The organism is Plantactinospora sp. BC1 (assembly GCF_003030345.1).
GTDB lineage: Bacteria > Actinomycetota > Actinomycetes > Mycobacteriales > Micromonosporaceae > Plantactinospora.
Window position 1 is genome coordinate 2,305,973 of the sequence record NZ_CP028158.1, and the last position, 23,482, is coordinate 2,329,454.

The window sequence follows — 23,482 nt, forward strand, 5'->3', positions numbered from 1 at the left end:
TGTCGGGGAATTGACAGTCCGGGCGACCCGAACAGCGGCGAGAAATGAGGAGAGCTGCCCCATGTACGTACGACGGAATGGCGCTGGGCGTACCCGACGGATCGTCACCACGGCGGGCCTGGCGTCCGCCGCGCTGCTGGCGACCCAGTTGGCGCTGGTCGCGCCGGCCAGCGCCGTGCCCGGCCTGGTGTTGAAGGTGACGGGCGGCCCCAGCAACAGCGGCTGGAAGACGACGAACGCGCAGTGTCCGCCCGGCACGACGGTGCTCGGCGGCGGCGGCCGGATCGTGAACGGCGACGGCCAGGTGACCATGGACACCATGCTGCCGCTGGTCGGCGGCGAGGCGTACTCGGTGACCGGGCGCGAGGACGGCGACGGCTACGGCAACTCCTGGTCGATCACCACCAGCGCGCTCTGCGCCCCGGCCCCGGCCGGCCTGGAGACCCGGACGCAGTTCTCCGACCACGACTCGAATGTCGGCAAGACGATGGAGGTCGAGTGCCCGCCCGGCAAGAAGGTCCTCGGGCTCGGTGCGGAGATGTCCGGCGGTCTGGGGCGGGTGGTCATCGACGACCTGCGGCCGAGCGCCGACCTGACCGGGATGACGGTGACCGGCATGGAGGACGGCGGCCCCGACCACCTCGGGAAGTGGACGATGGTCGGCAAGGCGATCTGCGCGACCCCGCCGGCCGGACTGGTCCGGGTGACCGGCTTCGGGATCCTGGACTCGCAGACCCCGAAGACCGCGACCGCGCGCTGCCCGGAGGGCAAGCGGGTGCACGGCGTCGGCGGTGAGATCGACAACGGCCAGGGCGAGGTACGGATGACCGCGATGTGGGCGAACTCGTCGACCACGGTCACGGTGACCGGTGCCGAGGAGGAGGGTGGCTACGGCAACTCCTGGGCCGTCAAGGCGTACGCGATCTGCGCCTGACCGTTCCCGTATCCCGGATCCCCGTACGCCCGCGCAGGGCGGTACGGGGACCCGGGTCGCCCGTGCTCCGGCCAGCTGGTCGAGGCGCATGTCGAGAATCGGGAGTGGCCGACGACCTGTCAGTAGAGATCCGAACGAAGGGAACAGTGAAATGGGAAAGGTCATCACCGGCGGCACGATGTCGCTCGACGGCTACATCGCCGGCCCGGACGAGAGCGGCTTCGACCTGCTGTTCCGGTGGTACGGCAACGGTGACGTCGAGATACCGACCGCCAGCCCGGACGTGCCGCCACTGCGGCTGTCGGCGGCGAGCGCGGAACTCCTCCAGGAAGAGTGGGGGAAGACCGGAGCCCTGGTCGTCGGCCGGCACCTCTACGACATGACCAACGCGTGGGGCGGCCGGCACCCGATGGATGTCACGGTGGTCGTGCTCACCCACCGCCTGCCGGAGGACCGGCCGGTGGCGGACGAGAACTTCGTGTTCGTCACCGAGGGCATCGAGGCCGCCGTCGCGAAGGCACAGGAGATCGCCGGCGACCGGACCGTTGTCGTCAACGGTGGCCAGATGGCCCGGCAGTGCCTCGAAGCCGGGCTGCTCGACGAGATCGGCGTCGAACTCGTACCGGTGGTGCTCGGCGGCGGCACACGTCTCTTTGCCGACCTCGGCGCCGTACCAGCGCAGTTCGACGGCCCGATCAAGGTGGTCGAGGGCGCGGGCGTCACCCATCTCCGGTACCGCGTGAAGAAGTGAGCCGACGCGGGTGACTGGCGGCCGGGCCGGCGTCCGGCCGGCCAGTCAACCCCGAACCGGTCCGAGCCGGTCCGATCCGGTCAGCGATGCAGGAGCGTGTGGCCGATGTTGTACACCCCGAGATCCGAGCCGGTCCAGACGTCGGACACGGTCAGGCCGGCGAGGGTCCGGCTGTCGGTGGGGCGGCGCTTCACCGTGTACCAGAGGTCCAGTTCGGCCACCAGCCCGCTGCCGCCGACCTGGCTCCCCGCGGCGAGCATGTCGAGCGGGCCGGTGCCGTCGAGGTTGAGGATCGAGGTCGACTCGCCGAAGTAGTCCCCCTCGGCAGGCGACCCGAGGAGGTTCGGCTGCTGGTCGTGCAGCGGTCCGTTCGGGCCACCCGGAATCAGCATGACCGAGCCGGCGCCGGTCAGCCCCTGGGCGGTACCGGGGATGAGCAGCACCGCTCCGGCGTCCCGCACCGTACCGACGTCGTACGCCATCGCCCCGGTGAGTACGTCGGCGCGTCCGTCGCCGGTCACGTCCCCGGTCGACAGTGCGTGGCCGAAGGAGACGTGCGGCGAGCCACCCTCCAGGTAGGCGTGCGGGTCGCCGGGGACTCCCGGCGTGTCCATGCTGATCACCGTTGCCTTCGCGACGTCCATGCCGGCAGGCACGCCGGGAGCGTAGGCGATGTAGCCGACCCAGCTCCTTGGGGCACTCGCGACCACGTCGCCGTCCCCGTCCCCGTCGATGTCGGCGATCGCCGTCTCGTCGCCGAGAGCGCTTACGCCGAGATCGGTACCGAGCAGGGTGGTGGCTCCGGTGGTCGTGATCCCGCCGGGACCGCCGCGCAGCAGCCTGACGAACCCGCCCCGGTACGGGCTCCCGTAGTTGTCGCCGTGCACCGGAGCGCCGACGGCAAGTTCGGCGTACCCGTCCCCGGTGGTGTCGCCGATCGCCACCGATTCGCCGAATCCGGCGATGGGGACGGCGACCGGGTCCGGGGTGGTGAAGAGTTGGACGTTCACCGTCGTGAGTCCCGTCGGGCTGCCGTAGAACAGCGTGACGGTGCCGGCGCTGCGCGATCCGTTGATCGTCTCACCGGGAGCGCCGACCGCGAGATCGTCCCGGCCGTCGCCGTTGACGTCACCGGCGGCGAGCGCGGCACCGAACTGGTTGTAGTAGCTCATCTCGCCCGGCACTCCGGCCGTGTCCTGGTTCAGATGCTGGGGACGGTCGATGTCGAGTCCGGTGGCGCTGCCGTAGAAGATCCAGGCCGCACCGCCGAAGGCATCGCCGGTGGCGGTGAACTCTCCCGGGTTGGCGACCACGAGATCCGCGTACCCGTCGCCGTTGAAGTCACCGGAGGTCATCGAGTCGCCGAAGTTCGGCCGGGTGGGCGAGGTGATCGGTGCGGTGATGTGGTCGCGGTACGGCAGGCCGGAGTAGGTGACGACGACGCCGTAGCCGCGCAGCAGGAAGCCACCGGCGACGACCTCGTCCCTACCGTCCCGATCGATGTCGAGCCGGGAGGTCGTGGCGGCGGCGGCGAGTTTCGGGGCGGTCGTGCCCGAGGTCCGTACCCGCTGGACGTCGATCCCCGGGTTGTCCCGGGTGATGGTGGTGCCGGGCCGTGGTTTGACGGGTGCTCCGGCGGCGGTGGTGGGCAGCAGTCCCACCAGGAGCGTGACGACACATGTCGCTCCGGCGAACGAGCGCAGCCGAGTACCCATGGAATTTTCTCCCCGTGATTAGCAGTGGGCACATGATGCCAGGCCCGTCCCCGGATCGGCTCCGCCGTTCGGAGGACGACCGGACGCTGTGCCGCCACCGTGACTCCACACAGGACTGTTCACGGCACAGGTGCGGTCAGCCCTGCTGGTAGCGCTCGTTCTGCCGCAGGGCCTCGGCTAGCTGGTCCTCGAGGATGATGATGCGGCAGGCGGACGCCATGTCGGTGCCCTGGTCGCACATCTCCCGCGCCCGCGCGGCCAGCCGCAGTTGGTAGCGGGAGTAGCGGCGGTGCCCGCCACCGGAGCGGTACGGGTCGATCAGTTTCGCTTCGCCGAGCCGGCGCAGGAAATCCGGTGTGCAGCCCACGATCTCCGCTGCGCGGCCCATCGTGTATGCCGGGTAGTCCTCGTCGTCGAGCATGTCGTCGGGTTGGGCCATGAAACCTCCATCACGAGGGCCCCGGCGCTCGAAAGCGCCGGGGCCCAAGGGTTAACGGGTCTGAAACACCATCTACCGGCAGAATCGCCGGCTTGTCGTATCCGCACCACCCGTGCGTGACGGGTTCTGGTGCGAGGATCGCATAAGCGTGACCGGAGACCACCTCTCGTTCGATGGAAGCTGCGGTGTCCGCGCCCAGCCCGGAACTGCGGCCGGCAGCGGGCGATCCAACGGTGTAAGAGCCCTCCCTTTCCTCTGACTTCCTCTGTCGTACTCCGTGCTGTCCGCCGGTGTCGGAGCCCACGCGACTTCATGGCCCCGCACACGTGCGGCGGACGTACTCGTACCTACTGCTACTCGTGCGTACTGCTCAACTGCGATGGATCTTTACTTCGGTGGATCTCTGTTGCCTAGCCGAGCGGAGCCGGAACGAGCCTCGGCCCCTGCTCCTCCGCCCTCGGGTGGGGCGGTTGCGTCAGCGTCTTTTCTTCACCCTTGACCTGAGGAAGATTAGCCGACGACGGCGAGAATATCTAGTACTTCGCACATAGATTTCCTCGCAGGACGCGGACAGCTCTCCGGCCGCTCAGGGATCGTCGGGGCAGCTCGTCCGACACCGCCCGCGTGCCGCGAGGGCATGCCGGCTAGGCCGGCGACCGTCCGTCTGTCGCCGCGACAAGAGCGTCGACCCGCACAATGACCTGTAGGCACGGTGGGTGCGGGTCGACATCCGCCCAGGTGCAGGCAGGATGCTTGTGCCCGACCACCCAGACCCAGAGCCCCGCCGGGGCCGTGCGGACGGCGTTGCGGTGGATTCGAGACAAGGTCATCTCCAGGTACGTGCCGAGCGGCACCGTGGCGCAGTGCGACCACTCGCCGGGGCCGAGCCGGAGCAGGGTGCCGACCGGCAGCTCCGGGATCTCGACGGCGGGGGTGACGGTTGGGCGCGGCCCGGTCACCGCCACTCCCGGTACCGGCGCCAGCGGCGACCATCCCAGCGGTAGTCGAGTACATAGCCCGGCAGACGCCGCAGCCACCACCACCGGAGCCAGCTCAGCACTGCTGTCCTGCCCTTTGCGGCAGTTGCAGGCCGAGGAGGAGGATCTGATCACACGAGGCCCGGGCCGGCTGGGCGGCGTCGGAGTCGTTCCCGTGGCCCAAATCGTCGCGCTGCCGGCGAGCCATTTCGAGCACCCGCTGACGCGCGGCCTCCGCTTCAGCCGCGTCGTGCTCCCGCGCTGCCCGCTCGACCGCTGCGATCCGGCGCTCTTTCCACCGTCCCAATATGTCCACCGCTCGCGCTCCTTCCGGATCGGAAAGCGCCGGCCCGGGGCTCGGCGGGGGATTGGCCCCGGGCGGGCGGGGCGCTCGGGTTGCGACCTCTGACACCGTGAAGACACCGGTCGCGCGCCCCGCTCGTAGCCTCGCCGTAGCCGTGGGTGAGGGACAGGGTCGGCGCGTCCTCCGGCCGTCCGCCACTGATTCGATGTGCGTCCGCAGACGGTGGGACCACTACGCTCTTCCCACGTGACGGACTATCTCCAGGTGGCTACCGCGACCGAGACGCGCGACGCGGCGGTTGATCTCGCCCAATATGTCGTTGGCGCCCGGCTGGCTGGCAATGCTCAGATCGTCGGACCCGTGACCAGCGTCTTCTGGCATCTTGGTCAGCAGGGCACCGGGGAGGAGTGGCGACTGTTGCTCTATACGACAAGAGACCGATACGCAGAGCTTGAGGCCGCCCTAATAGCCCGGCACCCCTGGGACAATCCGCAGATAACCGCTACTCAGATTGTGGCTGGCTCTGCGGAGTGTCTGCGCTGGTTGCGGGAGTCCGTTGCCGAGCAAGCTGGGCGATGACCATCTCCCGGAGATCCGCGACACAGCCCAGCCTCGCGTACGGGTCGAGTCGTCTGAGTAGGGATTCGATCCGCTGACGGGGTCGAACGGAGGCGACATCGGCGGAGAGCCGGAGCGCCTTCGCCGCAGTCGTGCAACACTGCTCGACCTCGTTGGCGTCCAGGTAGGCGTCAGCCAGCCAGGACAGGTACAGGGCCTTGTCCCGTGCGTGAGTGTCGTCATAGCGGTTGAGTACCGATTCCAGGATGGGAATCGCGCGCAGCGGCCGGTGCAGGACTGTCCAGCACCGTCCGGTCATGATCTCCGCTTCCTCATGGTCGACCCAGTACACCCAGTCGGGATCGGGTCGTTCATCCTGCTCGGTCAGGCAGGTCACGCCGATGCCGAGATGCCGTTCGGCTTCGTGATGCTGCTGGTCAACCGCGTGTATCCAGGCACGGCGCATGTGCAGTAGGGCGCGGACGCCGGGCGTGGCAGTCGGCTCGGCAGTGTCACAAGCCGCGGTGATGGTCGGCGTGGCGGGCCGGCCCAGCGTCAGGTCCTGATAGGCGAGGAAGGCCATGGCGTTGCCGGCCAGCGGCGGGTCGTCGGCATCGCGAGCTGCGGAAAGGCTCGTGCGGTAAAGCTGCTCGGCGTCGCCGTACCGCCCTGCGTCAAATGCTGCCCAACCGGCCATCTGTGCCTGCTCGGCGCAGACTGAGAGCAGCGCGCGACCGGTGGTGTCCGCGTAGTCGCCCTGTTCGATGAGACGGACGGTAGAACGCAACTCGGCGGTGTACATCTCGTAGGTGTCGGCGCCGCCGAGGTAGTCGTCGATCCGTCGGAGCCGGGCGGTGCGTTCGGCGATCTGTCGGGGCACTTCAGGGCCGACGCGGCGCCCGTAGTCGAGCATTGTCTGGGGCAGAGCGACTGCCATCCCCGCGCGTGCTATCACCTCCCGGCGCCGGATGCCGGTTGTGGCCAGAGCCGTCAACTCGCCACGTGCGCCGAGCGCGTCGTCGATCCGTTGAGCCGCCTGCTGCGTCGGCTCCTTTGCTCCGGTCTCCAGCTCGTGCAGATAACTCTTGCCATAGAAGGCGACCCGGGCGAGTTCGCGGAGAGATATCCCGCGCTCGGCGCGTAGCTGCCGCATCCGAGCCCCGAACCCCGGCGTGGAAGTTGCGAACATTGGCGCCTCTCATGTTGAGGACCCAGCCGTTGACCTCTGCTTTTCGACAGCGGTCGTTGTGGACGATACCGGGTAGAGACATGCGCCGACACCGATTGCCACGAGGATTTCGGCCCGAGGTTGTGCGGGCAGGCGTCCTCGTGCTTCCGGAGCCACCTGCGGTGGAGCTAGTCGAACCACACGACCAGGCGTACCCCGTCAACCTCGAAGCGCTGACTGACGGCGCGCCTCACGGCGATGACGTGTTCCCAACCGCTGTCCGGCCCGAGAAGGTCGTGCCGTGTCATGGGGGCGTGCTCGAATCTGGCCTCGACAGTGGTCCAACGATCCGGCCGCGCCTCCGCTGGGGACGCGCCCGGCGGGGGATTTGATACGTCCACCGGCAGGCCAAGAGAGCGGGGTTAACGGCATCGAACATTTACACGGCTCCCCTGAGTACCGATTTTCTTCGACAAAGGGGTTTCGGACTTCAATAGAGCCAGAGCCGTAAATGTCGGACGGCGCGCAGTGCTCATCTCGTCAGCGTCGCCACGAGGAAGTCGTCGGGGCGTCGAGCAGGACTGCCTGTCGACGTCCCAACGGCGGTCGTCCGGCGAACCAACTCGTACGACACGAGAAACGCCCGGCAGATCCGTGCGGTCTGCCGGGCGTTTGCGCTGCTCAGGTGAGCGGAGGATACGAGATTCGAACTCGTGAGGGTGTGAACCCAACACGCTTTCCAAGTCTGCCAGGCCCTGTCCGGTGTGCGGGACGGCCGGCTACACGATGCCCGGCATACTGCCGCAACCGCGCTCCTGGTCCTGGGCGTCTCCGGCCGCGCTGTGATGGGCATCATGGGCTGGTCGAACTCGGCCATGGCGGTTCGCTACCAGCACATGACCAACCAGGTACGGCGGGACATTGCCCAGCAACTCGGCATACTGCTCTGGGGAGAGCCGTCGGCGGATCAGGCAGGAAGTACGATTGGGTAACGACAGTTTTGCCTGGTCAAGCGGTTGAAGTGAATGCGTTAGCGGCATCTGCGACTGATCTTGAACAGGTTGATCGTAGCGGTGTCGCACCCTTCCGGCATAATCAGCGCCATGGAAGTTAGATCCGACTGGGCACTTGAGCTGCAGTTGCGGCAAATCGAAAAGGTAGCGGAGCGGCAAGAGGTCAAGACTGCCCTTTCGGCGGTGTTAGCGCACATTGCTGGTGGAGGCCGGAATCGCCGAGGCGGGCGGCAGTTGCTAACACTTCTAGGAGAGGCTCGTGACGAGGCGGCTGCTGCTGCCGAATGGCAGGTGGTACGGCTGGTTCTAGACTCAATCGATTACGCGGAAGGGCGGATCCTGAAGCCTGAGTTCGAGGAACGATATCGACTCTTTCAGGATGGAGCGGACCGCGATAGGCATCTCCGAGATGCATTGGGGGGATCTTTGAGGGGGGCATTTCAAATTGCCGCAGATGAAGGCGCGAATTATCTGAGCAAGAATCCTGAGGCTAGTGTGGAGGAGGTGATAGAGCACATGCGGGGCATAGGGAAGGATGCTCAATTCCTTCATGCGCCAGTCGATCGGCCAGGCCGTTATCGCATTGTTCGTGGACAAGCGGAGCTGTCTTTGTGGCTAGAGCAGGTCCTCCGAGGTAAAAGGATCGATGTAGAGGACGTCGAGATAATTGCCCGAGAGCTAGCCATGTCTCCTGAAGCCCTGGCGGTACTTGCCGCAGATAGGAACGGGCAGCTGATATTTGGTGCCGCAGAACTTCAGCGGCGTGCGTCTGACCTGAGAGGCTTGCGTAGGGTTGTTGAGGACCGGCGCGCTTCCGAGCTTGACCTTCAACGAGCCCTCGAAGGGCAGCACTGGATTTTCGGTGGGAGATTTATTGGGGAGGCCGCACACCGTAGGCTGGTACCCGGTGACGAAGTCGATATACCGCTGATTCGCGGTGACGGTGCCCTGCATGTGGTTGAACTGAAGCTGTCGATGAATTTGAGCGGTCCATTAGTGAAGCGGCATCGGAACGCGTGGGTGCCGTCGGGGAAGGTGCACGACGCTGTCGGGCAGGCAGTGAACTACCTGGTCGGCTTGGATGAGAATCGGGAACGTATCCGTCGTGATTTTGGGGTAGAGACTCGCCGGGCGAGCGCGCTGGTGCTGATCGGGCATCCGGCGTTGCAGTCGGAGGTGCCGGAAGACGAGATTAACGAGACGCTACGGACTCTCAACACGCATCTGAGCCGTGTGGAGGTCCTCACCTACAAGGAGCTTGTCGACAATGCCGAGCGCAGCCTTGGCGGGTCCGTCGGGGTGGCCTCTGTGCCGTCCCCCTGACGTTGGCACCGTTCGGCGGAGATCCACTCTCCTGGGCGCTTGTCTCCTGGGATGCCAGACCAAGCAGGCGGTCGACTGACTCGAACCGGACAACTGAGACGGAAATTGAGACGAGAGTGCTCAGAGTGACGTCGAGGCCGGTCCCGTGCGGGGCCGGCCTCGACGTTTCTGCTGCTCAGGCGAGCGGAGGATACGAGATTCGAACTCGTGAGGGTGTTAACCCAACACGCTTTCCAAGCGTGCGCCCTAGGCCTCTAGGCGAATCCTCCGTCCGACAGGATACAGGCTGCCCGCCGCCTGCCCACCCCGCCGGTCCCCCCGAAGATCCCGGAGCGGGCCGGGTACACTTGGCGGCACCCCCCGTGTGGCGTCACCTCGTGAACCTCCCCAGGGCCGGAAGGCAGCAAGGATAAGCGAGCTCTGGCGGGTGCACGGGGGGCCTTGTCTTCCCCCCCACGAGTGGTCCCTGACCAGCCCGGGACCGCCGCCTCGGTCCGACCGGCCGGTCGAGACGCCACCTGCCTCCCGTGATTGCCCGCCGCTCAACCGTCCGGTGGCCGGTGGCGGTGGAAATCGTCGGGCGCGCGTGACAACCTTGGCACTCGGCAGCGCGGCGGCGGGTGGAGAATGGCCCGGTCGAGAGGAGGCGGGACGAGTGGCACTGGCGCTCTACCGCAAGTACCGGCCCCGCACGTTCGCCGAGGTGATCGGCCAGGAGCACGTCACCGAGCCGCTGTCCCAGGCGCTGCGTACCGGTCGGTTGAACCACGCCTACCTCTTCTCCGGTCCCCGTGGCTGCGGCAAGACCTCCAGCGCCCGGATCCTGGCCCGTTCGCTCAACTGCGAGCAGGGGCCGACCCCGGAGCCCTGTGGCGTCTGCGACTCGTGCAAGAGCCTGGCCGCCGACGGGGCCGGCTCGATCGACGTGATCGAGATCGACGCGGCCAGCCACGGCGGTGTCGACGATGCCCGTGAACTGCGCGAACGTGCCTTTTTCGCCCCGGCCAGCAGCCGCTTCAAGATCTATGTGATCGACGAGGCGCACATGGTCTCGACCCAGGGCTTCAACGCCCTGCTGAAGCTGGTCGAGGAGCCGCCGGAGTACGTCAAGTTCATCTTCGCCACCACCGAGCCGGAGAAGGTCCTCGGCACGATCAAGTCGCGGACCCACCACTACCCGTTCCGGCTGATTCCTCCGGGCGTGCTCCGGCCGTACCTGGAGCAGCTCGCCTCGGCCGAGGGCGTCAAGATCGAGCCGGCGGTCTTCCCGCTCGTCGTCCGGGCCGGCGGCGGGAGCGCCCGGGACTCGCTCTCGGTGCTCGACCAACTTATCGCCGGTGCCGGCCCCGAGGGGGTCAGCTACGCCCGCGCGGTCGCCCTGCTCGGGGTGACCGACGCGGCCCTGATCGACGAGATGTGCGACGCGCTCGCCGCCGGGGACGGTGCCGCCGCGTACGCCACCATCGACCGGGTCGCCGAGGCCGGGCACGACCCCCGCCGGTTCGCCTCCGACCTGCTCGAACGGCTCCGCGACCTGATCGTCATGCGCCAGGTGCCGGACGCGGTCGCCAAGGGCCTGATCGACGGCCCGGCCGACCAGATCGAGCGGATGGCCGCCCAGGCCGAACGGCTCGGCCCCGCCACACTGTCCCGCTGCGCCGACATCGTGCACAACGGCCTGGTCGAGATGCGCGGCACCACCGCCCCCCGGCTGCTGCTCGAACTGATCTGCGCCCGGATGCTGCTGCCCGGCGCCGAGGACTCCACCGGCAGCCTGCTGCAACGCCTCGAACGCATGGAGCGCCGGCTCACCCTCTCCGGTGACGCGGCCCCGGCCGCCGCCCCGATCCGCCCGCCGGCCGCCGCCGCAGACCCGGGCACGCCCCCCGCGCCCACTCCCGCACCGCCGGCCGCCGCCAGCGCCGCGCCGGTCGCTCCCCCTCCGCAGGTACGCGAAACCACCGCATCCGGGCCCAGCCAGGCGCCCGCCGTTCCGGCTGAGGAGCGGCCGGAGCCACCGGCCCGGCGGCCGGTCCCGCCGGAGGCGGTGATGCCCGACCCGGCCACCCCGGATCCGATGCCGGCCGGTGCCGAGCCGACGGGCGAACTCGACGCCGCCGCCGTACGCCGGGTCTGGGGCGAGGTCGTCGGCATGGTCAACCGGAGCAACAAGCGGATCGCCGCCCTGATGCGCGACGCGGTCGTACGCGACCTCGACGGTGACACCCTGGTGTTGACCGTCAAGTCTCCGGTACTCGCCCAGATGCTCGCCAACTCCGCCAGTGTGCTCACCGACGCCCTCTACGAGGAGTTGGGCGGGCGTTGGCAGATCCGGTGCGAGGTGGCCGGCGAGCAGCGCGGGCCGGCGCCGACCGCCCCGCCCCGCCAGTCGACCGGCAGCGGACCGGCCGCGAACGGCACCCCGCCCCGGGGCGGCAACGGCTCGGCCCCGTCCGGTGGTGGCCGGGGCGCGAGCGGCGGCCGGGAGCGCACGACCGGACCCTCCGGCGCGGGCGGTTCGACGCCGTCCAGCGCCGATGACGACGACTGGCCGGAGCCGGCCCGACCCGGTGGTGTCGCACCCGGTGCGGCGGCCGACGACGACTGGCCCGAGCCGACGCCGCCGGGCGGCACCGCTGCCGCCGCCACGACAGGCGCGACACCCGCAGCGGCGTCGTCCCCCGGTGGCACCGGCACGCCGGCCGTCGGCGGTGGCTCGACCGGCGGCGCCGGCAGCCGTACCAACGGCAGCACCGCACCGGGCGGTGGCCCCGGGGCCACGGGCGCCGGCAACAGCGCCTCCGCCGGTAAGAGCGCGTCCGTCGGTAAGAGCGCGTCCGTCGGTAAGAGCGCGTCCGCCGGCAACAGCGCCGCCGTCGGTAGCGGAGTGTCGGGCGGTCATGGCTCGGGCGGCAGCGGCGTCGGTGTGCCGAACGGTGGGCGTACCGGTGCGGGACCCGGCGGTGGCGCGGTCAGTTCCGGGCTCGCGGCGGCCCGGGCGGCGGCGGCCGGCCGTGGACCGAAACCGGCCCCGGCGCCGGAGCGGACGGCGGACCGGGACTGGGCCGGCGAGCCGCCCTACGACCCCGACTACGACAGCCCGCGCCCGTCGACGGCGACGATCGGCTACGAGGGCTTCGACCCCGGGGACGAGCCCCTCGACGAGGTGATCGACGAGCGGACCGCCCGGCAGACCAGTGAGCAGCAGGCGGTGCAGTTGTTGCAGCAGACCCTCGGCGCGGAGCGGATCGGCGAGGTCGACCTCAAGTAGCGACGCCCCCCTTCGGCCGACCGGCCACCGGAACTCGACCGTCGGCTCCCGGCACCCGCCGGAAAACCGGACGCCGTCATGATCGACGATCTCCTACCATCGGTCGCCCGTCCCGGTTTTCTGTGATTCTGCTGTGAGTGTGGTGTGCGCGAGTTCTCGGTACCCGAGCGGCTCGGCGTGTTCGGTCTGGGCGTGGCGGCCAACCCGCTGATCGTCGGCCTGGCGGTGCTCACCGCCGCCGTGCCGCCGTTGCTCCTCCTGCGGGCGTCCGGCGTACTGCCGCCGCCGGTGGGTTGGTCCGACCGGGCACGGCGGCGTACGGGATGGGGCGCCGGCCTGCTCGCCGGCGCGAGTTGGCTGTCCCAGCTACACCGGCTCGGCCTGGGCTGAGCCACGACCCTTCTTCCACACCCTTCGTTTCTTCCACACCCTTCGTTTCGAGGAGCACTACTTGAAGTACGCCACCTGGGGGCCGCGGTTCGGCGCCCACATCATCGACCAGCTCGTGGTCCTGCCGCTCTACATCGTCGCCGCGGTCTTCGACCGCTCGGGCGTGGACGCGGAGACGGGCGAGGTCACCGGTGAGGGCCCGCTCTACTGGGTCTTCGTGGCGCTGGCGCTCGCGCTCTGGGGTTACAACCGGTGGTACATGACCGGCAGGACCGGGCAGAGCTGGGGCAAGCGGGCGCTGGCCATCCGGCTGATCGACGCGACGGCCGGGGAACCGATCGGTGCCGGCAAGGCGTTCCTGCGGGACCTGGCGCACTTCGTCGACGGCATCATCTGCTACATCGGCTACCTCTTCCCGCTCTGGGACGCCAAGCGGCAGACCATCGCCGACAAGATCATGAGGACCGTGGTCGTCGGCTGAGACGACGCGCCGGCCGGTCGCGGGCCGTCGAAGCGCCCGCGGCCGGCCGGACTAGGCTGGACGCGACCAGTTTCCGCAACCGAGGAGTCGCCGTGCGCCCGGGTGGACAGCCCAACCTGCAGCAGATGATGAAGCAGGCGCAGAAGATGCAGCAGCAGCTCGCCGCCGCGCAGGCGGAGCTGGCCGAGGCGGAACTCACCGGTACGGCCGGGGGTGGGCTGGTCACCGTGACCATCTCCGGTGCCGGCGAGGTCAAGGCCATCAAGATCGATCCGAAGGCGGTCGACCCGGAGGACGTGGAGACCCTGGAGGATCTCGTACTCGCGGCCGTGCACAACGCCCACGACGAGGTACGCAGGCTGACCGAGGAGAAGATGGGCCCGGTCACCGGCGGCATGGGCGGCCTCGGCCTGCCCGGTTTCTGAGCCACCCCGCGATGTACGAGGGTGCGATCCAGGATCTGATCGACGAGTTGGGGCGCCTGCCGGGGGTCGGTCCGAAGAGTGCCCAGCGGATCGCGTTCCACGTGCTCTCGGCCGATCCGGCCGACGTCACCCGGCTGGCGACCGCGCTGCGCCGGGTCAAGGAGCTGGTGCGGTTCTGCACCGTCTGCTACAACGTCGCCGAGTCCGAGCAGTGCCGGGTCTGCCGTGATCCACGCCGTACCGAAGAGGTGCTCTGCGTGGTCGAGGAGCCCAAGGACGTGGTGGCGATCGAGCGGACCGGCGAGTTCCGGGGCCGCTACCACGTGCTCGGCGGCGCGATCAATCCGCTGGAGGGTGTCGGCCCCGACAACCTGCGGATCCGCGAACTGCTGGTCCGGCTCGGCACAGGCTCGGTCCGCGAGCTGATCCTGGCCACGGATCCGAACACCGAGGGTGAGGCCACCGCGACCTACCTGGCCCTGATGGTCAAGCCGATGGGCATCTCGGTGACCCGGCTCGCCAGCGGCCTGCCGGTCGGCGGCGACCTGGAGTACGCCGACGAGATCACCCTGGGCCGGGCCTTCGAGGGCCGCCGCGCCGTCTGACCGGCCGTCCGGCATTCCGCCGAGCCGTCCGCCGTCCGCCGTCCAGCTTTCTCGGATCCCCGTCCCGGCTGGGGCCGGCCTCGTGCTGCCTTCGACCGGCTTCGTCCGGGCGCGGTTCCGGGCCGTCGGAGACCGCCGTATCTCTGACATCGGTGGGGATCAACCCGACGGACGATGTAACAAATTCGCATAGCCAGATCCGGACAAACGCCACGATTGTCGACCATGCGCGACGCTCTGTCGCCGGTGTCATGACGCTTAAGACACGATCCGGTACCAACCCATTCGCGGCCCGTTTCCGCCCGGTCCGCCCGGCGGCTAATGTCTCGCCATCGGTGGCCCCCGTCACCGCGTTTGTCGTATCCACAGGACGAGGTGAAGCACCATGCGTGCACCAAGACCGAAGGTCGCCATCGCGGCCGTAGCGGTCGCGGCCCTCGCGGTAGCCGGCTGTGCCGAGAGCGACCGCGGCGATTCGGGCGCAAGCCAGAAGGACACCCTGGTCTTCGGCGTGGCCGGTGACCCGAAGGTGCTCGACCCCAGCCTGGCCAGTGACGGCGAGTCACTGCGGGTCGCCCGTCAGGTCTTCGAGACGCTGGTCCGCCCCGAGGAGGGTGGCACCAAGATCACGCCGGGTCTGGCCGAGAGCTGGACCCCGGACGCGACCGGCACGGTCTGGACCTTCAAGCTCCGCTCGGGTGTGAAGTTCCACGACGGCACCGACTTCAACGCCGAAGCGGTCTGCGTCAACTTCAACCGCTGGTACAACGCCAAGGGCCTGATGCAGAGCCCCGACGTCACGCCGTACTGGCAGGACGTGATGGGTGGCTTCGCCGCCAACGAGCGCAAGGACCTGCCGGAGAGCCTCTTCAAGTCCTGCACGGCGAAGGACGCGACCACCGTCGACCTCGCCTTCAGCCGCGTCTCCAGCAAGATCCCGGCCGCGCTGATGCTGCCGTCGTTCTCCATCCACAGCCCGAAGGCGCTGGAGCAGTACCAGGCCAGCACCATCGGCGGCAGCGCCGACAACATCCAGTACCCGTCGTACGCGATGGAGCACCCGACCGGCACCGGGCCGTTCAAGTTCAAGTCCTGGGACGTCGCGAACAAGACGCTGACCCTGGAGCGGAACGAGGAATACAGCGGCGCGCAGAAGGCCAAGCTGAAGACCCTCATCTTCAAGACCATCTCGGACGAGAACGCCCGCAAGCAGGCGCTGCGCTCCGGGGACATCCAGGGCTACGACCTGGTCGGTCCGGCGGACGTGGAGCCGTTGAAGAACGAGGGCTTCAACATGCTGACCCGCCCGGCGTTCAACGTCCTCTACCTGGCGATGAACCAGACCGGCGGCAACCCGAAGCTCGCCGACATCCGGGTCCGGCAGGCGATCGCGCACGCCCTGAACCGGCAGGCGCTGGTCGACTCGAAGCTGCCTCCGGGCGCCAAGGTCGCCACCCAGTTCATGCCGGACACGGTCGAGGGCTGGAACCCGCAGGTTCCCACGTACGACTACAACGTGGAGAAGGCCAAGCAGCTCCTCGCCGAGGCCGGCGCCAGCAACCTGACGCTGCGGTTCCACTACCCGACCGAGGTCACCCGGCCGTACATGCCGAACCCGAAGGACCTCTTCGAGCTTCTCTCGGCGGACCTCCAGGCGGTCGGCATCAAGATTCAGCCGATTCCGCTGAAGTGGACCCCGGACTACCTCAACGCCACCGGTACGGGCACCGCGCACGACCTGCACTTCCTGGGTTGGACCGGTGACTACGGCGACGGCTACAACTTCATCGGCACCTTCTTCGACCGGCCGAAGCCGGAGTGGGGCTTCAACAACCAGGCGCTGTTCGACCTGTTCAAGAAGGCCGACACCACCGCGGACGCCGCCGCCCGGTACGAGCTCTACAAGGAGCTCAACACCGAGATCATGAAGTTCCTGCCGGGTGTGCCGATCTCGCACTCGCCGCCGGCGATCGTGTTCGGTAAGGACGTGACCGGCGTCAAGGCGAGCCCGCTCACCGACGAGCGGTTCGCCACCGCCGAGTTCAAGTCCTGACATAGAGAAAAGGGATCGCGGGCGGGCGCGCCCTGATCCCGGCCGGTAGACCCCGGTCGGAGATCAGCCGAGCGCCCGCCCGCGCGACCCTCCGCACCCCGCCAGAGGCCGCCAGTGTTCCGGTTCATCGTCAGACGCCTGTTGCAGCTGATACCCGCGCTCTTCGGGCTCTCCATCCTGTTGTTCATCTGGCTGCACCGGCTGCCCGGCGGCCCGGAGACCGCGATCCTCGGTGAGCGCGGCACCCCGGAGATGCGCGCCGCGATCCGGGACAACCTCGGACTGGACGAGCCGATCCTGGTGCAGTACGGCCGGTTCATGCAGCGCATGTTCCGGCTCGACCTGGGCACCTCGATCTCGACCAAGCGCGAGGTGACCACCGAGTTCCTGCAACGCTTTCCGGGTACCGTCGAACTGGCCGTCACCGCGTTGATCATCGCGATCGCGGTCGGCATCCCGCTCGGCTACCTCGCCGCCCGCCGTCGCGGCCGGCTCCTCGACCACGTCTCGGTGGCCGGATCGCTGATCGGGGTCTGCATCCCGGTCTTCTTCCTGGCGTACGTGCTGAAGGCGATCTTCGCGGAGAACCTGCACCTCTTCCCGGCCAGCGGCCGGCAGGATCCGACCATCGACGCGACCCGGATCACCAACTTCTTCGTCCTGGACGGACTACTCACCCGCGAGTGGGACGCCGCCGCCGACGCGCTCTGGCACCTCGTGCTGCCGGGTCTCGCCCTGGCCAGCATCCCGTTGGCGATCATCGTCCGGATCACCCGGGCGAGCGTGCTGGAGGTGCTCGGCGAGGACTTCGTCCGGACCGCCGAGGCCAAGGGCCTGACCGAGCGGGTGGTACGCCGCCGGCACGTGCTGCGCAACGCCATGCTGCCGGTGGCCACCACGATCGGCCTGCTCACCGGCGGCCTGCTCTCCGGCGCGGTACTCACCGAGACCGTCTTCGCGTTCAGCGGCATCGGGGCGTTCATCGCCGACTCGATCAGCCAGCGGGACTATCCGGTGCTGATGGGCTTCATCATGATCATTGCCGTGCTCTTCGTACTGGTGAACCTGCTGGTCGACCTCTCCTACAGCCTGATCGACCCGAGAGTGAGGGTCCGGTGAGCGCGAGGAGTGAGCTTGCGAGCCCCGCAGTCGCGAGCAGAGGGCAAGCTCCGGTGAGCGCGAGGAGTGAGCTTGCGAGCCCCGCAGTCGCGAGCAGAGGGCAAGCTCCGGTGAGCGCGAGGAGTGAGCTTGCTCCCATGAGGACATTGACGCAGCGCGTGAGCACGGCAGCCGCGAACGGATGGTGGGCCCGATGACGATCACCGAACGGGCCAGGAAAAAGGCCGAGAAGCTCGACCGGCTCGGCGAACTCTCCGCCGCCCGGGACGAGGAGCGCGGTGTCAGCCTCTGGCAGGAGGCGTTCCGCCGGCTCCGGCGCAACCCGGCCGCGATCGTCGGCACTGTCGTACTCGGCATCTTCCTGCTGGTCGCGATCGTCGGGCCGTTCTTCGTGCCGTACGGGCCGACCGACACCGTCGGGATCCGGGAAGGTCTGGTCAAGTCGGGGCAGGGCATCATCCCCGGCCCGACCGGTGACCACTGGCTCGGCTTCGACCACCAGGGCCGGGACGAGTTCAGCCGGCTGATCGTCGGAGCCCGGCAGACCCTGCTGGTCGGCGTCGTCTCCACGCTGATCGGTCTGGCGATCGGCGCCCTGGTCGGCGGCGTGGCCGGTGCCGCCGCCGGGCTCGGCGGGCGTTGGGGGCGCTGGGTCGACACCACCCTGATGCGGATCGTCGACATGATGCTGGCGCTGCCCAGCCTGCTGCTCGCGGTCAGCATCGCGGCGCTGCTCGGCGCCAGCCTCACCACCGTGATGATCGCGGTCGGTGTGGTCTCGGTTCCGGTCTTCGCCCGGCTGCTGCGCGGCGCGATGATCGCCCAGGCGAACAGCGACTACGTGCTCGCCGCGACCTCGCTCGGGGTACGCCGATCCAAGATCGCACTCGGCCACGTGCTGCCGAACTCGCTGGCCCCGGTCATCGTGCAGGCGACGCTGACCCTGGCCACCGCGATCATCGAGGCGGCCGCGCTCTCCTTCCTCGGTCTCGGCAACCCGGACACGGCGATTCCCGAGTGGGGCGTGATGCTCGCCGACGCGCAGCCGTACCTGGGCATCCGGCCGGCGCTGGCGATCTATCCGGCGGTGGCGATCATCATCACCGCGCTGGGCTTCACCCTGCTCGGTGAGGCGATGCGTGAGGCCCTCGACCCGAAGCTGCGGAAGTGATCTGTCATGGCACTGCTTGATGTGGACGATCTCTCCGTCACGTTCCGCCAGCGCGGGAAGCGTACGGTGCGGGCGGTCGACGGGGTCTCCTTTTCGGTGGACGCGGGCGAGGTCGTCGGTCTGGTCGGCGAGTCCGGCTGCGGCAAGAGCGTCACCTCGCTGGCGCTGATGGGGCTGCTGCCCCGGCAGCCCGGGATCTCGGTCGAGGGCCGGGCCTCGTTCGACGGCACCGACCTGCTCCGGGTGGACCGGCGGGCGATGCGGGACATCCGAGGCCGGGACATCGCGATGATCTTCCAGGACCCGCTCTCCTCGCTGAATCCGGTCATCCCGATCGGCCGGCAGGTGACCGAGGTACTCGCCCGGCACCGTGGGCTCAGCGGTGACGCGGCCCGCAAGGAGGCCGCCGACCTGCTGGACCGGGTCGGCATCCCGGACCCGAACCGCCGGCTCAAGGAATATCCGCACCAGCTCTCCGGCGGGATGCGCCAGCGGGCGCTGATCGCGATCGCGGTGGCCTGCCGGCCCCGGCTGCTGATCGCCGACGAGCCCACCACGGCGCTCGACGTGACCATCCAGGCGCAGATCCTGGAGCTGCTGAAGGATCTGGTACGCGACTCCGGTACCGCCCTGGTCATGATCACGCATGACCTGGGGGTGGTCGCCGGGATGTGCGACACCGTCAACGTGCTCTACGCGGGCCGGGTGGTGGAGACGGCCCGACGCAAGCCGCTCTTCGCCGAGCCGAGGCACCCGTACACGGTGGGGCTGCTCAGGTCGATCCCGCGACTGGACGCCGGCCGGGGCGAGCGGCTCTCCCCGATCCCCGGCTCGGTCCGGGACGTGCTCCCCTGGGCCGACGGCTGCGCCTTCGCGCCCCGCTGCGATCGGCAGGTGGAGGCGTGCCTCGGCCAGCCGCCGCAGCTCGCGCTGACCCACACCGATCGCACGTACCGGTGTGTCAACCCGGTGCCGCCGCTCGGATCGGCCTCGACCGCGCCGGCTTCGCCGAAGGCGGCGGAGCCGGAGGTGGCGGGTGTGATTCCGGCGCAGGCGACGGCGACGACGCCCGAGGATGTGCCGGTACCGGTGGACGAGCAGGCGAAGCTGCCCGCCACGCGCGAGGAGGAGTCGGCATGACCGACGTGAAGGCCACCGGGCAGTCCGGCAACCTGGTCGAGGTCCGGGATCTGAAGGTGCACTTCCCGATCACCCGGGGCGTGCTCTTCGACCGGGTCGTCGGGCACGTCAAGGCGGTGGACGGGGTCGACCTCTCCATCCCGCGCGGCAGGACGTACGGGCTGGTCGGCGAGTCGGGCTGCGGCAAGTCGACGCTCGGCCGGGCGCTGCTCCAGTTGACCCGGCCGACGGGCGGGCAGGTGAACTTCGACGGCGTCGAGCTGACCGGGCTGCCGCCGAACCGGCTCCGGGCGATGCGCCGCCGGATGCAGATGATCTTCCAGGACCCGATGTCCAGTCTGGACCCCCGGCAGAACGTCGAGTCGATCCTGGTCGAGGGGTTGCAGGCGCACGGGATCGGCGCCGACCGGGCCGCCCGGCGGGACATCATCACCAAGACGCTGGACGCGGTCGGGCTGCCGAAGTGGGCGCTGTCCCGCTATCCGCACGAGTTCTCCGGCGGGCAGCGGCAGCGCATCGGGATCGCCCGGGCCCTGGTGCTCGGCCCCGAGCTGATCGTCGCCGACGAGCCGGTCTCGGCGCTGGACGTCTCGATCCAGGCCCAGGTGGTGAACCTGCTCGACGAGCTACAGGACGAGCTGGGGCTGACCTATCTGGTGATCGCGCACGACCTCGCGGTGGTCCGGCACATCTCCGACGTCGTCGGCGTGATGTATCTCGGCGCTCTGGTGGAGGAGGCGCCGAGCGACCGGCTCTACCGCGAGCCGCTGCACCCGTACACCCGGGCGCTGATGTCGGCGGTGCCGGTGCCGGACCCGGAGCTGGAGGACCGCCGGGAGCGGATCCTGCTCGCCGGTGACCTGCCGTCGCCGGCCAACCCGCCGGCCGGCTGCCGCTTCCACACCCGCTGCCCCTGGGCGCAGCCGACCCGGTGCGCCGACGAACGGCCGGTGCTGCGGGCGATCGGCGAGAGCCGGGTGGCCTGCCACTGGGCGGAGCAGATCGCCAGCGGCGAGATCCGGCCGCACAAGGTGAGCGTGCAGATCGTCCGGCCGGAGGACGAGGGCGAGGCGCCGGGCGTGGTCTCCGCGCCGAGCGAGCCGGGCTCGTTCGTCTGAACACGACAACCCCGGCCCGGGGTAGCTGGCGGGCCGGGGCTGTCGTGTCGCGCTGTCAGCTTTCCGCGTGGGCCTCGGCCGGCACGTTGTCGGTCGGGTCGTAGACCCAGATCGGCCGCCAGTCGGCCAGCTCGTGATAGCGGCGCAGCTCGGCGAGGCCGCTGAGCCACCCGGTCCAGGCCGCGTACGGCGGCTGGTCGAAGCCGCTCTGCACGAAGGAGAGCTTGGTCTTTCCTCCGCTGCCCTCCAGCTCCCAGCTCACCACCCCGGCCGGGCCCCAGTCGACGGTCATCGCCCGGCCGGGGGTCAGGTCGAGCACCTTGGCCGGGTTGGGGTTGTTGTCGAAGCCGCCCATCGCGTAGCGGCCACCGACGAAGGGCTCGATCCCGATCGGGTAGCCGAACCACTCGCTGGCCTTGGCCGAGTCGGTCAGCGACTCGTAGACCGCCTCGGGGGAGGCGTCGATGACGATCTCCTCGCGGAGCGTCGCCGAGGTGAAGTCGGTCCTCGGGGTGAGCGGCCGCCCCTCGACGTGGTCGACGAGGTTGGCGATCGCCAGTGACCAGTACGTCTGGAGCACGCCCCGGATGCTCGCGCCGGTCATCACGTCCTGGAAGCTCCAGTGCGTCTGGGAGAGCGAGATGATCGTGGAGTCCGGGCTCTCCTCGGTCAGGGTGATCTCGGTGCTGGTCTCCTCGCCGTCCAGCAGCCAGTCGAACCGGAGACTCTGCTCGCCGACGTGGCGCAGCCGCTGGTGTGGCGCGTCGCCCTCGGGCACGTCCCGGCCCCAGAACTCGTACCGGTGCGGCAGCTCGACCTCGGCGTGCTCGGCGAGCCAGACGCGCAGCTCGGCGGCGTCGGTCAGCGCCTGCCAGACGGTCTTCACCGGGGCGGCGGCGCGGGCGCGGAGGTTCAGCGGTGCGGTCATGTGGTGCCTCCATGTGGGTAGCAGGCGACGGCGAGCTTGAAGGCGTCGCCCTCGGCTCCGCCGTAGCGGGTGAACAGCTCTTGCAGTGCGGTCTGTAGGTCGGTGAGGAACTGTTGGCGTTGTTCCGCCGGCACCCGGATCTCGCCGGAGACGCCGATCGACGGCAGCTCCGGGGCGGTCCGGTCGAGGGCGGCGATGTCGGCCTGGACCTCCTCCATCAGGTTGAGCAGGTAGCCGAGGCTCATCTCGTCCTGCGCCTTGCGCAGTCCGAGCCGGCCGACCAGCCGGGGGGAGAGCCAGTAGGAGCGGGCGCTCGCCTGGTAGATCCCCTCGGAGATGCCCCGCACCTTGCGCTCGGAGACCTGGTCGACGAGGCCGGCCTCGACCAGGCGCTTGACGTGGTAGTAGACCCGCTGCGGGGTCTGGCCGAGTTGGTTCGCCACCTCGGTGCAGGTGCGCGGCTCGGCCAGTTGCCGCAGCACCTCGATGCGCTGCGGCTTGAGCAGGGTCTCGGCCTGCTCGATCTGCTCCAGGTACATCACGTCTCTCATGGCAAAAATCATCCTGTACGTAAAAACTGATTTTGTCAATCGGGCACGCGAAAGCCGATCGGGGGTCCGATCGTGGCGGTGGAGGGTCAGCCCTCGGGGCGGTTGAGCAGGCCGACCGCGACGGTGTGCACCGCGACCAGGTCGGCCGGGTCGGCCAGCGCCGCCCGCCCGCCGGTGACCGCGTACCACTCGGCGGCGTCCTTGTACTGCACCCGCAGGACGGCGTCCTTCCCGTCCAGCTCGGTGCGGAGCGTCAACTCGCCGGTGATCACCCCGACCTCGTCGGTCATCACCCCACCGGGGCCGGCGGTGATGTCGGTGCTCTGCGCGGCGGTTCCCGTCTCGCCCATCAGCAGCTCCCCAGCATGTCGTCGAGCGCGGCCTTCTCGCCGGAGGTCACCGAGAGTCGCCAGTAGTGCTTGACCGCGATCCAGTCCTCCGCGTACTGGCACCAGTCGTCCCGGTTCGACGGCTTCCACTGGGACGGGTCCTGGTCACCCTTCGCCCGGTTGGAGCTCGCCGAGACCGCCACCAACTGCGGCCGGTCCAGGTCGTTGGCGAAGTCGCCCCGCTTGTCGTCGTCCCACTCGTCGGCACCCGACCGCCAGGCGTTGGCCAGCGGCACCATGTGGTCGATGTCCACGTCCGAGGGGTCGGCGAGGGTTCGCTTGTCGTACCGGCTCGACCAGCGCCCACCGACCACGTTGCACCCGGAGAGCTTGATGCCGGTGCCGTCCCGCTGGAGCACGGTGTCCCGGACGTCGCAGTTCTTGCCCGCGTTGCGCCAGTGCGGGAAACGCTCCCGGCTGTAGCCCCGCATCGACCCCGCGCTCGCCACGGTGAGCTGGTCGAGCTGGGCCTGGGTGTCGGCCGGCCCGGACGGCTCCGGTGCCGGGCTCTCGACCGGGGCGCAGGCGGCGGCGGCCGCGAGCAGGCCGACGAGCACGGCCGCTGTTCCCGACCGTGCTAGTGATCTGGTACGGATGAACGGCACGCTTTCAGCTCGCGAGGTGTGTAGACCGGCGCCGGGGCAGCCGACGCAGGTTCC

Annotated in this window: 22 protein-coding genes, 1 tRNA gene, 1 other RNA gene and 2 pseudogenes; 16 read left to right on the plus strand and 10 right to left on the minus strand. The window is 69.2% G+C overall.

What is annotated here, in order from left to right; translation table 11 throughout:
* Positions 1-61: 61 nt before the first annotated feature.
* Positions 62-934 carry a hypothetical protein gene (locus tag C6361_RS09680; RefSeq protein WP_107267531.1) on the plus strand — a complete coding sequence of 291 codons (873 nt, stop codon included), beginning with the start codon at positions 62-64 and terminating at the stop codon, positions 932-934.
* Positions 935-1,085: 151 nt separating this feature from the next.
* A complete protein-coding gene (locus C6361_RS09685) occupies positions 1,086-1,685 on the plus strand; it encodes a dihydrofolate reductase family protein (RefSeq protein ID WP_107267532.1) in 600 nt (199 codons plus the stop codon).
* An 80-nt stretch (positions 1,686-1,765) separates the two neighbouring features.
* Here the strand turns inward: C6361_RS09685 and C6361_RS09690 are convergent, their stop codons facing one another.
* From C6361_RS09690 to C6361_RS09705, 4 genes are all read right to left on the minus strand, one after another.
* Positions 1,766-3,400, minus strand: coding sequence for an FG-GAP-like repeat-containing protein (locus C6361_RS09690; protein WP_107267533.1), 1,635 nt, complete (start codon positions 3,398-3,400; stop codon positions 1,766-1,768).
* 136 nt (positions 3,401-3,536) lie between these two features.
* Positions 3,537-3,839 (minus strand): MerR family transcriptional regulator, encoded by a 303-nt coding sequence (locus C6361_RS09695; RefSeq protein WP_107267534.1) that lies wholly within the window; start codon positions 3,837-3,839, stop codon positions 3,537-3,539.
* Between the two features lie 644 nt (positions 3,840-4,483).
* Positions 4,484-4,798, minus strand: coding sequence for a hypothetical protein (locus C6361_RS36930; protein ID WP_159079269.1), 315 nt, complete (start codon positions 4,796-4,798; stop codon positions 4,484-4,486).
* A gap of 94 nt (positions 4,799-4,892) precedes the next feature.
* On the minus strand, positions 4,893-5,132 hold the full coding sequence (locus C6361_RS09705; protein WP_107267536.1) for a hypothetical protein: 240 nt from the start codon (positions 5,130-5,132) through the stop codon (positions 4,893-4,895).
* Between the two features lie 252 nt (positions 5,133-5,384).
* On the opposite strand from C6361_RS09705, the gene cutA reads away from it, so the two are divergent.
* A complete protein-coding gene (cutA, locus tag C6361_RS09710) occupies positions 5,385-5,699 on the plus strand; it encodes a divalent-cation tolerance protein CutA (RefSeq protein ID WP_234359583.1) in 315 nt (104 codons plus the stop codon).
* Here cutA and C6361_RS09715 read toward each other — a convergent pair.
* Positions 5,623-6,831 (minus strand): helix-turn-helix transcriptional regulator, encoded by a 1,209-nt coding sequence (locus C6361_RS09715; protein ID WP_107270857.1) that lies wholly within the window; start codon positions 6,829-6,831, stop codon positions 5,623-5,625. The genes cutA and C6361_RS09715 overlap by 77 nt on opposite strands.
* A 764-nt stretch (positions 6,832-7,595) precedes the next feature.
* Between C6361_RS09715 and C6361_RS09720 the strand changes: the two are divergent.
* A pseudogene (locus C6361_RS09720) lies at positions 7,596-7,838 on the plus strand (tyrosine-type recombinase/integrase); the annotation flags it as partial.
* A gap of 111 nt (positions 7,839-7,949) precedes the next feature.
* Complete coding sequence (locus C6361_RS09725; RefSeq protein WP_107267538.1) at positions 7,950-9,182, plus strand: Shedu anti-phage system protein SduA domain-containing protein; 1,233 nt, start codon at positions 7,950-7,952, stop codon at positions 9,180-9,182.
* 184 nt (positions 9,183-9,366) lie between these two features.
* Here the strand turns inward: C6361_RS09725 and C6361_RS09730 are convergent.
* Positions 9,367-9,451 (minus strand) — tRNA-Ser (locus C6361_RS09730).
* Between the two features lie 85 nt (positions 9,452-9,536).
* Between C6361_RS09730 and ffs the strand changes: the two genes are divergently transcribed.
* The 11 genes from ffs to C6361_RS09790 all read left to right on the plus strand — a co-directional run bounded on the left by ffs (position 9,537) and on the right by C6361_RS09790 (position 20,955).
* Positions 9,537-9,626: signal recognition particle sRNA small type (ffs, locus tag C6361_RS09735), an RNA gene on the plus strand.
* Between the two features lie 211 nt (positions 9,627-9,837).
* Positions 9,838-12,453 (plus strand): DNA polymerase III subunit gamma and tau, encoded by a 2,616-nt coding sequence (locus tag C6361_RS09740; protein WP_107267539.1) that lies wholly within the window; start codon positions 9,838-9,840, stop codon positions 12,451-12,453.
* Between the two features lie 144 nt (positions 12,454-12,597).
* Positions 12,598-12,843 (plus strand): hypothetical protein, encoded by a 246-nt coding sequence (locus C6361_RS09745; protein WP_107267540.1) that lies wholly within the window; start codon positions 12,598-12,600, stop codon positions 12,841-12,843.
* A gap of 61 nt (positions 12,844-12,904) precedes the next feature.
* On the plus strand, positions 12,905-13,324 hold the full coding sequence (locus C6361_RS09750; protein WP_107267541.1) for an RDD family protein: 420 nt from the start codon (positions 12,905-12,907) through the stop codon (positions 13,322-13,324).
* Positions 13,325-13,440: 116 nt separating this feature from the next.
* The gene (locus C6361_RS09755; protein ID WP_234359584.1) at positions 13,441-13,749 is read left to right on the plus strand and encodes a YbaB/EbfC family nucleoid-associated protein; all 309 of its coding nucleotides are present in this window, start codon (positions 13,441-13,443) and stop codon (positions 13,747-13,749) included.
* A gap of 11 nt (positions 13,750-13,760) precedes the next feature.
* Positions 13,761-14,354, plus strand: a complete 594-nt coding sequence (gene recR / locus C6361_RS09760; RefSeq protein WP_107267542.1) for a recombination mediator RecR — start codon at positions 13,761-13,763, stop codon at positions 14,352-14,354.
* A 385-nt stretch (positions 14,355-14,739) separates the two neighbouring features.
* On the plus strand, positions 14,740-16,407 hold the full coding sequence (locus C6361_RS09765) for an ABC transporter substrate-binding protein (RefSeq protein WP_107257310.1): 1,668 nt from the start codon (positions 14,740-14,742) through the stop codon (positions 16,405-16,407).
* 114 nt (positions 16,408-16,521) lie between these two features.
* The gene (locus tag C6361_RS09770) at positions 16,522-17,526 is read left to right on the plus strand and encodes an ABC transporter permease (protein WP_107257311.1); all 1,005 of its coding nucleotides are present in this window, start codon (positions 16,522-16,524) and stop codon (positions 17,524-17,526) included.
* A gap of 193 nt (positions 17,527-17,719) precedes the next feature.
* Positions 17,720-18,697 carry an ABC transporter permease gene (locus tag C6361_RS09780; RefSeq protein ID WP_107263727.1) on the plus strand — a complete coding sequence of 326 codons (978 nt, stop codon included), beginning with the start codon at positions 17,720-17,722 and terminating at the stop codon, positions 18,695-18,697.
* Positions 18,698-18,703: 6 nt separating this feature from the next.
* Entirely contained in the window at positions 18,704-19,837 is a 1,134-nt protein-coding gene (locus C6361_RS09785; RefSeq protein WP_107267544.1) for an ABC transporter ATP-binding protein, read from the plus strand.
* Complete coding sequence (locus tag C6361_RS09790; RefSeq protein WP_107267545.1) at positions 19,834-20,955, plus strand: ABC transporter ATP-binding protein; 1,122 nt, start codon at positions 19,834-19,836, stop codon at positions 20,953-20,955. The genes C6361_RS09785 and C6361_RS09790 overlap by 4 nt, the downstream gene beginning before the upstream one ends.
* A 55-nt stretch (positions 20,956-21,010) precedes the next feature.
* Here the strand turns inward: C6361_RS09790 and C6361_RS09795 are convergent, their stop codons facing one another.
* The 4 genes and pseudogenes from C6361_RS09795 to C6361_RS09810 all read right to left on the minus strand — a co-directional run bounded on the left by C6361_RS09795 (position 21,011) and on the right by C6361_RS09810 (position 23,419).
* Positions 21,011-21,883 carry an SRPBCC family protein gene (locus C6361_RS09795; protein ID WP_107267546.1) on the minus strand — a complete coding sequence of 291 codons (873 nt, stop codon included), beginning with the start codon at positions 21,881-21,883 and terminating at the stop codon, positions 21,011-21,013.
* Complete coding sequence (locus C6361_RS09800) at positions 21,880-22,434, minus strand: helix-turn-helix domain-containing protein (RefSeq protein WP_107257315.1); 555 nt, start codon at positions 22,432-22,434, stop codon at positions 21,880-21,882. Before C6361_RS09800 ends, C6361_RS09795 begins: the two co-directional genes overlap by 4 nt.
* Positions 22,435-22,520: 86 nt before the next feature.
* Positions 22,521-22,751 (minus strand): annotated as a pseudogene (locus tag C6361_RS09805) (hypothetical protein); the annotation flags it as partial.
* A gap of 32 nt (positions 22,752-22,783) precedes the next feature.
* Positions 22,784-23,419 carry an HNH endonuclease family protein gene (locus C6361_RS09810; protein WP_107263728.1) on the minus strand — a complete coding sequence of 212 codons (636 nt, stop codon included), beginning with the start codon at positions 23,417-23,419 and terminating at the stop codon, positions 22,784-22,786.
* Positions 23,420-23,482: the final 63 nt, after the last annotated feature.